13 protein-coding genes and 2 tRNA genes are annotated in these 13,768 nt (G+C 61.6%); 10 read left to right on the top strand and 5 right to left on the bottom strand.

Annotated elements, in window-relative coordinates:
• Genes yidD through rpmH form a run of 3 tightly spaced genes read right to left on the bottom strand, consistent with a single transcriptional unit; the run spans position 1 to position 787 of the window.
• Positions 1 to 270, bottom strand: a complete 270-nt coding sequence (yidD, locus tag FHE74_RS07530; RefSeq protein ID WP_139465888.1) for a membrane protein insertion efficiency factor YidD — start codon at positions 268 to 270, stop codon at positions 1 to 3.
• Positions 267 to 632, bottom strand: coding sequence for a ribonuclease P protein component (gene rnpA / locus FHE74_RS07525; protein ID WP_139465887.1), 366 nt, complete (start codon positions 630 to 632; stop codon positions 267 to 269). The genes yidD and rnpA overlap by 4 nt, the downstream gene beginning before the upstream one ends.
• Before the next feature lie 11 nt (positions 633 to 643).
• The gene (gene rpmH, locus FHE74_RS07520; RefSeq protein ID WP_139465886.1) at positions 644 to 787 is read right to left on the bottom strand and encodes a 50S ribosomal protein L34; all 144 of its coding nucleotides are present in this window, start codon (positions 785 to 787) and stop codon (positions 644 to 646) included.
• A gap of 852 nt (positions 788 to 1,639) precedes the next feature.
• Between rpmH and dnaA the strand changes: the two genes are divergently transcribed.
• The 6 genes from dnaA to FHE74_RS07490 all read left to right on the top strand — a co-directional run bounded on the left by dnaA (position 1,640) and on the right by FHE74_RS07490 (position 9,624).
• Complete coding sequence (gene dnaA / locus FHE74_RS07515) at positions 1,640 to 3,190, top strand: chromosomal replication initiator protein DnaA (RefSeq protein WP_139465885.1); 1,551 nt, start codon at positions 1,640 to 1,642, stop codon at positions 3,188 to 3,190.
• 588 nt (positions 3,191 to 3,778) lie between these two features.
• Positions 3,779 to 4,966: a DNA polymerase III subunit beta gene (dnaN, locus tag FHE74_RS07510; RefSeq protein ID WP_180339713.1), complete on the top strand. Its 1,188-nt coding sequence runs from the start codon at positions 3,779 to 3,781 to the stop codon at positions 4,964 to 4,966.
• A 78-nt stretch (positions 4,967 to 5,044) separates the two neighbouring features.
• Positions 5,045 to 6,229: a DNA replication/repair protein RecF gene (gene recF / locus FHE74_RS07505; RefSeq protein ID WP_139465883.1), complete on the top strand. Its 1,185-nt coding sequence runs from the start codon at positions 5,045 to 5,047 to the stop codon at positions 6,227 to 6,229.
• Positions 6,226 to 6,831 carry a DciA family protein gene (locus tag FHE74_RS07500; RefSeq protein WP_139465882.1) on the top strand — a complete coding sequence of 202 codons (606 nt, stop codon included), beginning with the start codon at positions 6,226 to 6,228 and terminating at the stop codon, positions 6,829 to 6,831. The genes recF and FHE74_RS07500 overlap by 4 nt, the downstream gene beginning before the upstream one ends.
• Positions 6,832 to 6,980: 149 nt before the next feature.
• Positions 6,981 to 9,059: a DNA topoisomerase (ATP-hydrolyzing) subunit B gene (gyrB, locus tag FHE74_RS07495; RefSeq protein ID WP_139465881.1), complete on the top strand. Its 2,079-nt coding sequence runs from the start codon at positions 6,981 to 6,983 to the stop codon at positions 9,057 to 9,059.
• A gap of 91 nt (positions 9,060 to 9,150) precedes the next feature.
• The gene (locus FHE74_RS07490) at positions 9,151 to 9,624 is read left to right on the top strand and encodes a flavin reductase family protein (protein WP_180339712.1); all 474 of its coding nucleotides are present in this window, start codon (positions 9,151 to 9,153) and stop codon (positions 9,622 to 9,624) included.
• Between the two features lie 307 nt (positions 9,625 to 9,931).
• Here the strand turns inward: FHE74_RS07490 and FHE74_RS07485 are convergent, their stop codons facing one another.
• A complete protein-coding gene (locus FHE74_RS07485; protein WP_139465879.1) occupies positions 9,932 to 10,198 on the bottom strand; it encodes a hypothetical protein in 267 nt (88 codons plus the stop codon).
• Entirely contained in the window at positions 10,195 to 10,398 is a 204-nt protein-coding gene (locus FHE74_RS07480) for a CopG family transcriptional regulator (RefSeq protein WP_139465878.1), read from the bottom strand. Before FHE74_RS07480 ends, FHE74_RS07485 begins: the two co-directional genes overlap by 4 nt.
• Before the next feature lie 165 nt (positions 10,399 to 10,563).
• On the opposite strand from FHE74_RS07480, the gene gyrA reads away from it, so the two are divergent.
• The 4 genes from gyrA (at position 10,564) to FHE74_RS07460 (ending at position 13,723) form a co-directional block, all read left to right on the top strand.
• Positions 10,564 to 13,107 (top strand): DNA gyrase subunit A, encoded by a 2,544-nt coding sequence (gyrA, locus tag FHE74_RS07475; RefSeq protein WP_139465920.1) that lies wholly within the window; start codon positions 10,564 to 10,566, stop codon positions 13,105 to 13,107.
• Positions 13,107 to 13,454, top strand: a complete 348-nt coding sequence (locus tag FHE74_RS07470) for a DUF3566 domain-containing protein (protein ID WP_139465877.1) — start codon at positions 13,107 to 13,109, stop codon at positions 13,452 to 13,454. Before gyrA ends, FHE74_RS07470 begins: the two co-directional genes overlap by 1 nt.
• A 107-nt stretch (positions 13,455 to 13,561) precedes the next feature.
• Positions 13,562 to 13,638: transfer RNA gene (locus FHE74_RS07465), tRNA-Ile, on the top strand.
• Positions 13,639 to 13,650: 12 nt separating this feature from the next.
• A tRNA-Ala gene (locus FHE74_RS07460) sits at positions 13,651 to 13,723 on the top strand.
• Positions 13,724 to 13,768 lie beyond the last annotated feature (45 nt).

Genomic DNA, 13,768 nt, shown 5'->3' with positions numbered 1-13,768 from the left:
TCAGCGGTGGTCGTGTCGCGGGCTCACATCTGGGTGCCCTGGATACTTCGGTACGGGATCGTACCCGCCTGGATGCCATGGTCCGCACTTCAACAGACGAATCACACCCATTCCTATGCCGCGTACAAACCCGTATTCCTGCAACGCTTCGAGAGTGTAAGCACTGCAGGTGGGTTCAAAGCGACAGGTCGCGGCGGGTTTGAGCCCCGAGAGATGGCGCTGATAAAAGCGCACGGCAGCGATTGCCCAACGCTTTGGCCACTGGGTCATGAACGCTTCTGTAGCTTCTCGACGGCCCGTTCAAGCTGGCGCTGCAGCTCCGGCGTAGATGCTCCAGCGGCGGCCGGTAGGGCACGCAGAACGATGTCATAGCCAGTCGGCAGCGTCGGGATGAGCGCGTAGGCGGCGTGGCGCAAGCGCCGGGACGTGGCGTGACGGGTCACGGCATTGCCCACAGACTTGGATACAACAAGGCCGAACCGCGGGCCCTCCGTCAACGCGACGGGGGCAGGCGATTCGGCCTGGCGGTCACGCACGTGCGTGACAAAGTACTTGCCACCGGTCCGCTTACCCAGCTTGATTGTCCGCCGGAAGTCGACGGGCGAGCTCAGCTTATGCGAACGCGGCAGCACAGTAGCGCGACTTAAGCGGTGAGGCTTGCGCGGCCCTTCTTGCGACGCGCGGAAACGATGGCGCGCCCTGCACGGGTGCGCATACGGGTACGGAAGCCGTGCTTACGAGCACGACGACGGTTGTTCGGCTGGAACGTGCGCTTGCCCTTGGCCACGATTGTTCTCCTTTTGGTCGTACGCGGTCGGCTCTAGCGACCGGTGGGATCGGGCGCTGTGGTGAGCGCCGGTCTCGCCGGTGGCCTATTAAGCCCACCGCGCTGATGTGCGGTTAAGTGTGCACGTCGTATGGGTAACGACGAGCGCGACCTTCTAAACCGGGTGGGCGCCGAGGCGAATACTCGACGCAGCTGGGGCGTCCCGGTTCAGGCAATCGCTTGAAACGAGCACAGTCTCGCCGCGTGTAACTGGTGCGTTCGAGCTGTGGCAGACAGGCCTAGGTTACGGGACGTCCGCGGTGGGCAACAAATCGACACGCCCGGGCCGAAAGCGCTGAACGACGGGTACCCCCGTAATTACACGAATGTGTTTTTACGCAGGTCAACGGCGTGTCGCACCCCGAATCCACAGCACACTTGCGGTAAGCGGCGTCCTCCGACTGCCAGGAAAACACCAGACTCGAGGTTTGCGGTTTCACACATAAGGAGCGTGAATTTTTGTGAGTAGCCGGACCCGCCAGCCGTGGTGAACAATGTGCGCTATCGCTTTTTCCCACACCTGTGGACAACACTCGCCTGTGGATAACTCTCAAGTAATGCTTAAGACTTTGCTTGTTGAACTGCTGTTACCGCAGGTAAAAAGCCTTTTTCGGAAGTCCGCATTTTCTCCACAAGGCTGAGGACAAGTTGTGGAAAACTGTGGACGACACGTTCTCCACACCTGTGGATAAATGTGTGGAAGACGTGGTGAACGTGGTAAACCTATCCCACTGACGGCTGTGGATGAATTACATGTCATTCACAGACAGCTGTGCACGAAAATGACAACAACGACCAGACTGGATGATGTGAGTGACGGACACCAGCGCCGATCTCGAGGGCACCTGGAGCGGTGTCGTAGCGGAATTGCTCGAGCAATCCGAGCGATCTGACTCCGCCGTACCTACCTTTACGCATCTCCAGCGGGTTTACCTGCAGCTATCCCGCCCCGCCGTGCTTGTCGACGGTTACGTCGTCCTGACTACCCCCAACACTGAAGCCCGCAATTTTGTCGAGGAACAGCTGGGCCCACATATCTCTGCTGCCTTCGAGCGACGCATGGGCCGCCAATGCATCGTGGCCGTCACCGTGCAGCAAGATGCTCCGCAAGCCGCGCCGGCCCAATCAACTCCACCCGCTCAACCGGTGACCCCCGAGCCGGTTGTCCCGGCGACTGAGCCTCCCGCTCCAGCTCAGGACCCTGTTGTTTCTCTTCCGCAGGACCTCGATGAACTAGCGCGCCGACACAATCAGCCGGCCGCTAGTCACCCGACCGTGCCTGCCCCGCAACGCCTTCCCCGCGAGCGGCCGGCGCACGATCCCAACCGCGAGACCAGCCTTAACCCCAAGTACACCTTTGACACCTTCGTGGTTGGTTCGTCGAACCGGTTCGCCAACGGCGCAGCGGTGGCGGTGGCGGAATCGCCCGCCCGTGCTTACAACCCGTTGTTCATCTGGGGTGGCTCTGGCCTGGGCAAAACACACCTGCTGCACGCGGCCGGCCACTATGCCAGCCAGCTGCAACCGGGCTTGCGCATCAAGTACGTCTCCAGTGAGGAATTCACCAACGACTACATCAACTCGGTGCGTGACGACCGCCAGGAATCCTTCAAGCGGCGCTACCGCAACCTGGACATCCTGATGGTGGATGACATCCAGTTCCTCGAGGGCAAAGAGGGAACGCAGGAAGAGTTCTTCCACACCTTCAATGCGCTTCACCAGGCAAACAAGCAGATCATCCTGAGCTCCGACCGCCCTCCCAAGGAACTAACCACCCTGGAGGATCGCCTGCGCACGCGCTTTGAGGGTGGGTTGATCACGGATGTCCAGCCACCGGATCTGGAAACGCGCATTGCCATCCTGGAGAAGAAGGCAACCGCTGACGGCAATCGAGTCGACCGCCAGGTCCTGGAACTTATTGCTTCGCAGTTTCAATCGTCGATACGCGAGCTCGAAGGAGCTCTCATCCGCGTGACCGCGTATGCGTCGCTGACCAGCGAACCGATCACGATTCAGATCGCCGAGGTCGCGCTGCGCGACATCCTGCCGGACTCCGATGACATGGAGATCACCGCAGACGCGATCAAGGAGGCGACCGCCGAATTCTTCAACATCGACGTAAAGACCCTGACGGGTAAGGGCAAGATGCGCTCGGTCGCGCATGCTCGCCAGCTGGCGATGTACCTGTGCCGCGAGTTGACTGAGCTATCGCTGCCCAAGATCGGCCAGGAGTTTGGCGGTAAGGACCACACGACCGTCATGTACGCCGACAAGAAAATCCGCTCCGAGATGACGGAGAAGCGCGATACGTACGACGAGATCCAACACCTGACCCAAATCATCAAAAACCGCCACCGCCGCTAGCAGCAGCTCACCGGCCTAGCCGTCCACCGTATGACCTGGTGGGCGGCTTTTTTCGTGCGTTGTGCACATTGTCCACAGTGTTATCCACAGGTGTGTAATTACAAGAGTGTGATTACGAGTTCTTGCTCACAGAATGGCTTGGCATTTCACCGCCGGGGAGCTGTGGACAACCGCCCTGCAGCTGTGCATGGACGGTGGATAAAGAACCACACTTTTGTGAGTAACTTCGGGGGTCCGAAAATTATCCACACCCACCCCGAGTTATCCACAGAAATCACACATCGTTTCCCACACAGTGGAATCGCTGAGCAACCAGCAGCGAAAGGGCTTGTTCCACAGATTGAACAGGACTTACTGCTATTCCCACTCTTAACTTGTAATTTCTCTATAGAGACAGAGGATGTGCACAAACCCCGCTCCGACCTGTCGCGATGTCGCGACCGTCGGGAGCGAGCAACAACCGACCAAGCGAATTACATAAACGCGTGCCTGCGGTAGGTTGGTTTCTGTCATTCGCTCCCCGGTGAGTTACACAAAACGCACGCGAGGGGAGCATGTGTTTAGCCACCAACTTCGATGGAGAGCAACATGGAATCGCAAACGGTGTCGTTCCGCGTCGCCCGCGACGACCTCGCTAACGCGGTCGCCTGGGTAGCACGCAGCCTGCCTACGAAGGCGACTCAACCGGTTCTGCGTGCCATGGTCATCACTGCATCCGGTTCTGACCTGGAACTTGCTGGCTTTGATTACGAGATTTCCACGCGCGTAAAGCTCAACGCCGAGGTCGGCGACGAAGGACGCATTGCGGTCGCCGGTAAGTTGCTGGCAGACATCGTCAACACCCTGCCTAACAAGCCGGTCGAGTTGCAGGTGGAGGGCTCCAAGGCTCTGGTGGCGTGTGGTTCGTCCCGCTTCGAGCTTCCGCTCATCCCGCTGGATGACTATCCGCAGATGCCCACCCTGCCTGAGGTCACCGGCACCATCGACCCCTCACTGTTCGTAGAAGCTGTCACCCAGGTGGCTGCTGCAGCCGGACGCGATGACACGCTGCCCATGCTCACCGGCGTCAACGTGGAAATCGACGGTGAGGACATCAAGCTCGCCGCCACCGACCGCTTCCGTCTGGCAGTGCGCACGGTGTCCTGGGCACCGGCTTCTGCTGACGTGAAGGCCAAGTTGTTGGTCCCTGCCAAGTCCTTGCAGGACAACGCCCGCACGCTCGATACCTCCCTGGGCGACAACATCGAGATCGCTGTGGGCACCGGCGAGTCGGTCGGTGGAGAGGGCCTGTTCGGTCTGCACTCCGGTAGCCGGGAGACCACCACGCGCATGCTCGATGCGGAGTTTCCCAACATCGCCCCGCTGTTGCCCAAGACGCACACGTCCATGGCATCGGTGGCCATCGCCCCCCTGCAGGAGGCAATCCGCCGCGTCAGCCTGGTCACCGACCGCAACGCGCAGATCCGCATGGAGTTTTCCCCGGGCCAGGTGGTTCTTTCCGCTGGCGGGTCCGACTCTGGCCACGCCGAGGAAACGCTGGAGTGTGCCTTCACGGGGCGTGATTCCCTGATCATTGCCTTCAACCCGGGTTACCTCAAGGACGGGCTTTCCGTGGTTCGCACCGATCGCGTCGTTTTCGGATTCACCGAGCCCTCGCGCCCGGCCATTCTCATTCCGGAGCCGGAGGAGCTTCCGGAGGCCAATGCCGAAGGTGAGTTCCCCACACCGGAGACCAACTTCACCTACCTGCTCATGCCGGTTCGCCTGCCGGGCTAAGTTCTAGCTCGGTCACCGATTCGGTGTGACACGGCGTGGAGGTAGAAACGCAGTTCGATGTGAGGGGTGAAGTCCGCAGTGCACATTAGGCACCTTGAGCTGCGTGATTTCCGCTCCTGGCCCGAGCTGGACATCGACCTCGCCCCCGGTGTCACGGTGTTTGTCGGCCGCAATGGGTACGGCAAGACCAACATCGTCGAGGCCATCGGCTATCTTTCGCGCCTCGGATCGCACCGGGTCAGCGTCGATGCGCCGCTGGTTCGTACGAGTGCCAACGACGCGCGAATCTCTGCGACCACCGTCAACCAGGGCCGCGAGCTCACCAGCCACCTGCTGATCAAGCCGCATGCCGGCAATCAAGCTCAGATCAACCGCACGAGGCTGAAGTCCCCCCGGGAACTGCTGGGGGTCACGCACTCCGTGTTGTTCGCCCCGGAGGACCTCGCCCTGGTCAAAGGTGAGCCGGCGGAGCGTCGCCGCTACTTGGATGCAATCATTGCCGCGAAAACCCCTCGCCAGGCTGGGGTGAAGGCCGACTATGACAAGGTGCTCAAGCAGCGCAACGCCCTGCTGAAGAACGCCGGATTCTCCTTGCGCCGTGGTTATGACGACGCCGACGGAGCAAGTGCCCTGGCCACCCTGGACGTGTGGGATGGTCAGTTGGCACACCTCGGCGCCCAGGTCACGGCCGCCCGCCTGGAGCTGGTGCGTGAATTGCACGAGCGGATCCACGACGCCTACGCCTCGATCGCACCCGAGTCCCGCCCGGCGGGCGCGCAGTATCGCTCCAGTATTTTCCCGGAGGACCAAGACATCCCCGGCGACCCAGAGATTCTCGAGGCGGCGATGCTGAGCCAGCTTGGGGCTCGCCGCCAGCGCGAAATCGAGCGGGGCATGTCGCTGGTGGGGCCGCATCGAGACGACCTGCAGCTCAACCTCGGTGACCAGCCGGCCAAGGGTTTTGCTAGCCACGGCGAGACCTGGTCATTTGCCCTGTCCCTGCGCCTGGCGGAGTTTGAGGTCATGCGGGCCGCGGCCGGGTCCGATCCCGTCCTCATCCTGGACGATGTGTTCTCGGAGCTGGATGCCAAGCGCAGGGAGAAGCTAGTTGCGGTGGCAGCCCAGGCGGAGCAAACCCTGATCACCGCGGCAGTTGATGAGGATTTGCCGTCCAACCTCGCCGATGCCGTGATTCAGCGCCATAACGTGTCCGTGGTACAGACCGACGAGGGTCGCTGTTCCGTTCTTGAGGAACAATCGTGACGAGCGAGCAGGCTGGCCACGATCCCGTGGCTGATGCTTTCGAACACATTCGCGCGGAGGCGCGCAAGCGAGGACACAAGCTACCCCGCCTGGACAGGCCAGCGCGCAAGGTGAAGTTGGCGGACGTGCCAGAAGCCACGATTCCCGGAGTTTCTCCTGATCAGGATGTACTTTCAAATATCCAGCGTCCGCGGTATCGCGGCCCGGGTCGAATGACGGGGCCGGATGGGCGTCGACAAGCGAAATCCATGAACGTCCCAGCACTTGGTGCCGTGTTGGGCAAGGAGATCGCCCAGCGCGGGTGGAGCCACGAGCTTGCCGTGGGGTGGGTCTCCGGGCACTGGGAGGACCTGGTCGGGGAGCAGATCGCCGCGCACACCAAGGTGGAGATGGTCAAAGACGGCGCGTTGTTTATCACGTGCACCTCTACTGCGTGGGCGACGAATCTGAAATACATGCAGCGGACGATTCTGCAGTCGATTGCGGCCAAGATCGGCAACGATGTGATTACGCAGCTGAAAATCTTCGGGCCCTCAGCACCAAGCTGGCGTAAGGGCGCGTTGCACGTCAAAGGCCGGGGCCCGCGCGATACCTACGGATAGTCCTGCAAAACGCGACCTGGGGAAATGCCGTCAGCGGGGCACACACGGCCCTCTCGCGCCCGCGAGGCCTAACCCGGGTCTGGGGTAGGGCGGGTGTAGAATAAGGCGGTCTAAGCAAACGAATTTCTAATTTAGGGAGTGCACGCCCGGTGGCTACTGCTCAACCCCATTACGACGCCTCATCGATCACGATCCTGGAGGGCCTGGAAGCCGTCCGCAAGCGCCCAGGTATGTACATCGGTTCGACCGGCGTGCGTGGCCTCCACCACCTTGTGTGGGAGGTCGTGGACAACTCCGTCGACGAGGCCATGGCGGGATACGCCGACAAGGTCACCGTGACGCTGCTCAAGGACGGCGGCGTGGAGGTCGTGGATAACGGCCGCGGTATCCCGGTGGACATGCACGCCTCCGGCGCTCCGACCGTGCAGGTGGTTATGACTCAGCTGCACGCTGGCGGCAAGTTCGACTCCGATTCCTACGCGGTCTCCGGTGGTCTGCACGGCGTGGGTATCTCCGTGGTGAACGCGCTGTCGACGCGCATGGAGACGCACATCAAGCGTGACGGCAAGCACTGGTACCAGAACTTTGACAAGGCCGTTCCGGAGGAGCTCATCGAGGGTGAGAATGCCCGCGGTACCGGTACCTCCCAGCGCTTCTGGCCGGACCCGGACATCTTTGAGACGGTCGACTTCAACTTCGACACCATCGCCAAGCGCCTGCAGGAAATGGCCTTTTTGAACAAGGGCCTGACCATCACGTTGCGCGACGAGCGCGTGAGCGCCGAGGAGCTCGAGCTCGAGGCACTCGCGCAGGAGGGTGACACGGCTCAGGAGCTCGACGGCGATTCCTTCGACGATGCGGCCATCGGTGAGGTCGCGCTTAGCGACGACGCTTCTGACCAGGATGAAAAGTCCGAGCAGAAGAAGGCCCCGCGCGAGAAGTCGGTGACGTACCACTACCCGGAGGGGCTGGTGGACTACGTCCAGCACTTGAACAAGACCAAGACTGCCGTCCACCCGTCGGTCATCTCCCTGGAGGCCAAGGGCGAGGACCACGAGGTCGAGATCGCGATGCAGTGGAACTCCAGCTACCAGGAGTCCGTGCACACCTTTGCCAACACCATCAACACCCATGAGGGTGGTACGCACGAGGAGGGCTTCCGCTCCGCGCTGACCTCCCTGATGAACAAGTACGCGCGCGAGAACAAGCTGGTCAAGGAGAAGGACCCGAAGCTCAGCGGCGAGGACTGCCGTGAGGGCCTGGCCGCAGTCATCTCGGTGCGCGTGGGTGATCCCCAGTTCGAGGGTCAGACCAAGACCAAGCTGGGCAACACCGAGATCCGCTCGTTCGTGCAGAAGGCCGTCAACGAGCACCTCTCCTTCTGGTTCGACGCCAACCCAGCTGAGGCCAAGGCCGTGGTGAACAAGGCCGTGGCGTCCTCCCAGGCCCGCATCGCTGCCCGCAAGGCGCGCGACCTGGTGCGCCGCAAGTCCGCCACCGACATCGGCGGCCTGCCTGGCAAGCTCTCTGATTGCCGTACCAAGACCCCGGACCAGGCCGAGCTGTTCATCGTGGAGGGCGACTCCGCAGGTGGTTCCGCCAAGCAGGGCCGCGATTCCATGTACCAGGCCATCCTGCCGATTCGCGGCAAGATCCTGAACGTGGAGAAGGCCCGCATGGACAAGGTGCTCAAGAATGCCGAGGTCCAGGCGATCATCACGGCGCTGGGTACCGGTATACACGAGGAGTTCGACATCTCCAAGCTGCGTTATCACAAGTTTGTGCTCATGGCCGATGCGGATGTCGACGGCCAGCACATCGCCACCCTGCTGTTGACCTTGGTCTTCCGCTTCATGCCGCAGCTGATCGAGAACGGCCACGTCTACCTGGCTAACCCGCCGCTGTACAAGCTCAAGTGGAAGTCCGGCGAGCCCGGCTACGCCTACTCTGACGCGCAGCGCGACGAGCTGCTGGAAGAGGGCCTCAACGCTGGCCGCAAGATCAACACCGATGACGGCATCCAGCGTTACAAGGGTCTCGGCGAGATGAACCCCTCCGAGCTCTGGGAGACCACGCTTAACCCGGAGACGCGCATCCTGCGCCAGGTGGAGATGGAAGACGCCCAGCGTGCCGACGAGCTGTTCAGCGTCCTCATGGGCGACGACGTCGCAGCTCGCCGCTCCTTTATTACCCGCAAGGCTAAGGACGTGCGCTTCCTCGACGTCTAGGCCTTGTCTAGGCCTTAGCGCCCAGTGTGTACGGATGGGTCTATCCTCTATAGACTATGCTGTCTAGCAAAGTTTGAGGAGGAAGCTCACCGTGCCCACTATCGCTGATGTTTACCGTGCGATCCCCACACCCATCACCGCCGTGGCGGCCCGGGTGGGGGAGCAGGATATTGCGATGGTGCTCAGTTCCTTCGTCGCGCTTTCCGACGACCCCGCCCTCGTGGGAATCTCCGTCAAGCGCGGATCATCGACGTGGCCCCTCCTGCGTGAGGCCACCTCGCTGGGCATAAACATCCTGACCGGAGGACACTCCGGTTTGATCGACTCATATTCGCTGCCCTCTCACGAGCGCCTGGTCGGCTCGACCTACCGGGCGGATGCGGGTGCCATCATCATCGCTGATGCTCCGACGAGCCTGGTCTGCCACATCGAGCGTGAGATCGAGATGGGCGACCACATCTTTGTCGTTCTGGCAGTGGATAACGTCTTGCACGACCCCAAGATTGGTCGGCCCATTGTTCATCATCAGCGCCGCGTGACCGAGTTGATGGAATACCAGATTTGATGAGGCTTCCGGTCGTCACCAAAAGGCTTCTCGACGGTTAAAAACCCAGGTCACTGTGTGCAAACCCGGTTTTAGTGACGACCGGAAGCCAAAAACGCACCGGTAACACCAACGAGTGTCCTGCCCAAAAGCGGATCTGCCCCACTATTGATCAACACAATCAGGCGGCTGCCTACACCCTCGTCCACCACAGAGAGGGGATAGGCAACCGCCTGCACTTGTTGCAGCTCTTCCGCCACAGTAACCTCAGAAGCCACTGCAACCACAACGGCCCCAAAAGTAACATGGCTTTCACAACAGACGCTACTTACTCAACCGGAGGTTGAGAGTTCAGGTGTGCCAGGACGTCGATGAGCGCACTGACAAGAAGCCCGTTGCCCTCGCGCAGAGGCTCGAGACGATGCACGGTCTCGCGCACAGCGCGGGCCTGATCTTGCTGGCTGGAGTGCACCGGGATGCCCATGAGGTGCGGGTTGGTTACCGCCGCCACGGCAGCCAATCCGGAATATGAACGTATTTCCAGGCCCAGCGCATCACACACGACTACCAGGTCTTCGAGGTTGAGCCCCCTCACAGGCCTAAACGCTCCTCTGCGCGGCGGTAGCTAGCCAGCGTCGTTCGCGCAATTTGCGCAATGTCCTCGTGATGGACAGTCCGGGCGGCAGCGCCGACAATCGCCCGCACGGCCGCTTCGTGCTTACTCACACCCTGGGTGCGCGCCAGCATTTCCAGGGCGCGGTCTTGTTCTGCAGAGAGCCTTAGGGTCATCGCCATAGCCACTAGTGATACCAGAGTGGTAGCACGTCGAGAAGCGAAAAAGCCTTAAAAACCAGTAGAATCGAGGCAAACCTACACTCCATCAAGAATGAGGTACACGTGAGCGACGACAAGCCAGGATCTGGCGTCGGAACGGGAGATGGTGGCGGTTACGACCGCATCATGCCCATCGACCTAAATGAGGAGATGCAGACCAGCTACATCGATTACGCCATGAGCGTGATCGTGGGCCGCGCGCTGCCTGAGGTGCGTGACGGCATGAAGCCGGTGCACCGCCGCATCATCTACGCGATGTTTGACTCGGGCTACCGCCCGGAGCGTTCGTATGTGAAGTCGGCACGTCCGGTCTCGGACACGATGGGTCAGTTCCACCCGCACGGTGACGTGGCCATTTACGACACCCTGGTGCGCCTGGCGCAGCCGTGGTCCATGCGATACCCGCTTATCGACGGGCAAGGTAACTTCGGCTCCCGCGGTAATGACGGCCCGGCGGCCATGCGTTACACGGAGTGCCGCCTGACTCCGATCGCCATGGAGATGGTTCGCGACATCCGCGAGAACGCCGTCGACTTCTCCCCGAACTACGACGGCAAGACCCAAGAGCCGGACGTGCTGCCTTCGCGCGTGCCCAACCTGCTCATGAACGGCTCCAACGGCATCGCCGTGGGTATGGCCACCAACATCCCGCCGCACAACCTCACCGAGCTGGCCAACGCCATCTTCTGGATCCTGGACAACCACGAGTCCAGCGAGACAGAGCGCCTCGAGGCGTGCATGAAGTACGTCAAGGGCCCGGACTTCCCGACGGCCGCGCAGATCGTGGGCACCCAGGGCATTCACGATGCCTACACCACCGGTCGCGGATCCATCCGCATGCGCGGTGTGGCCGAGATGGAAGAGGTGGGCAACCGCCAGACCATCGTGATTACCGAGTTGCCGTACACGGTTAACCCGGACAACCTCATCTCCAACATCGCCGACCAGATCACGGCCGGCAAGCTGGCGGGCATCTCGCGCATTGAGGATGAGTCCTCGGATCGCGTGGGCATGCGCATTGTGGTCACGCTTAAGCGCGACGCCGTTCCGCGCGTGGTGCTCAACAACCTGTACAAGCACTCGCAGCTGGAGACGAACTTCTCCGCCAACATGCTCTCCATCGTCGATGGCGTGCCGCGCACCCTGCGCCTGGACCAGATGCTCACGTTCTACGTGCGCCACCAGATCGAGGTCATCGTCCGCCGTACCCAGTACCGTCTGGATGAGGCCGAGAAGCGCGCCCACATCCTGCGCGGTCTGGTCAAGGCGCTGGACATGCTCGACGAGGTCATCGCCCTGATTCGCCGCTCCCCGACGGTGGATGAGGCCCGCACCGGCTTGATGGAGCTTCTCGACGTCGACGAGATCCAGGCAGACGCCATCCTGGCCATGCAGCTGCGCCGCTTGGCCGCTCTGGAGCGCCAGAAGATCATCGACGAGTTGGCCGAGATCGAGAAGGAAATCGCCGATCTGAAGGACATCCTGGCTCGCCCCGAGCGTCAGCGCGCGATTGTGCGCGACGAGCTCCAGGAGATCGTGAACAAGTACGGCGACGAGCGTCGTACCAAGCTCATTGCCGATACCGGCGACGTCAACGCCGAGGACCTCATCGCCCGCGAGAACGTGGTGGTCACCATCACCCAGACCGGTTACGCCAAGCGCACCAAGGTGGATGCCTACAAGTCGCAGAAGCGCGGCGGCAAGGGCGTGCGCGGAGCGGAGCTGAAGCAGGATGACGTGGTCAAGAACTTCTTCATCTGCTCCACGCACGACTGGATCCTGTTCTTTACCAACTTCGGCCGCGTCTACCGCCTCAAGGCCTACGAGCTGCCCGAGGCCGGACGCGCCGCCCGCGGCCAGCACGTGGCCAACCTGCTGGAGCTGCAGCCGGAGGAGCGCATCGCGCAGGTCATCCAGATCGGTTCCTACGAGGACGCGCCGTACCTGGTCCTGGCCACCAAGCATGGCCGGGTGAAGAAGTCCCGCCTGACCGACTACGAGTCTGCACGCCACGCCGGCCTGATCGCCATCAACCTCAACGAGGATGACAGCCTGATCGGCGCTCAGCTGGTGGACGAAGGCGATGACATCCTGCTCGTCTCCGAGCAGGGCCAGGCCATCCGCTTCACGGCCGACGACGATCAGCTGCGCCCGATGGGTCGCGCTACCGCCGGCGTGAAGGGCATGCGCTTCAAGAACGACGACCAGCTGCTGGCCATGACCGTGGTCCACGATGGTGAGTTCCTGCTGGTGGCCACCTCGGGCGGCTACGGCAAGCGCACCGCGATCGAGGAGTACGCCACCCAGGGCCGTGGCGGCATGGGCGTGATGACCTTCAAGTACACCCCCAAGCGCGGCAAGCTCATCGGCGCACTGGCAGTGGAAGACGACACCCAGATCTTTGCCATCACCTCCGCTGGCGGTGTCATCCGCACCGAGGTCGCCCAGATCCGGCCGTCCTCGCGCGCCACGATGGGCGTGCGACTGGTCAATCTGGAGGACGGCGTGGACCTGCTCGCGATCGACAAGAACGTCGAGGACGAGGGTGAGGACGTCGCACACGCAGTGGCCAAGGGCGAAAAGTCCGTCGAGGAGGCCCGCAATGAGATCCCGGGTGTGCGCACCGAGGGAGCCGAGGCTCCTGAGGCTTCCGAAGGTGAGGAGTCCTAATGACTAGCCGCTACGTGGCCCTGACCCACGTTTCCCCCATCTCTGCCTTCAAGGTCGCTGCTGCGACCTCCCTGGTGGGCTTCATCGCGTGGATGATCGCCGTGATCCTGCTGTACCTGGGCATGGATCTCGCCGGCATCTGGGCGTCCGTCAACTCCGTGCTGGGAGGTGTCGGTGGCTCGCAGAAGATCGGATTCGGCCTCGTCGTGGGCCTTGGTGCCCTGATGGGAGCGATCCTGGCCGTGCTGCTGACGGTGCTCGCTCCGATCGGCGCGCTGATCTACAACGCCATCGTGGGGCTCGTGGGCGCCCTCGAGGTGGAGACGGCGGACGTCGTAGAAAACTAGCTTTACGACGTTCGTAGAAATCACCCGGTTAAGCAAGGCAGAAATGCGTTCTGACCGGGTGATTTGTTGCTTTGGGAGCTCATGAGTAAAGTAACTACTCGTTCCGAGGGCCTATAGCTCAGTCGGTTAGAGCGCATCGCTGATAACGATGAGGTCGCAAGTTCGATTCTTGCTAGGCCCACCACGGAACAAAAATGGGGCATTAGCTCAATTGGTAGAGCATCTGCTTTGCAAGCAGAAGGTCAGGAGTTCGATTCTCCTATGCTCCACAGATAAACCCCCGGCTTTCGGCCGGGGGGTTTTGTGGTGCTTGG

This window comes from Corynebacterium tapiri (assembly GCF_006334925.1).
Lineage (GTDB): Bacteria > Actinomycetota > Actinomycetes > Mycobacteriales > Mycobacteriaceae > Corynebacterium > Corynebacterium tapiri.
This window is presented reverse-complemented; position numbering and strand designations above follow the sequence as displayed.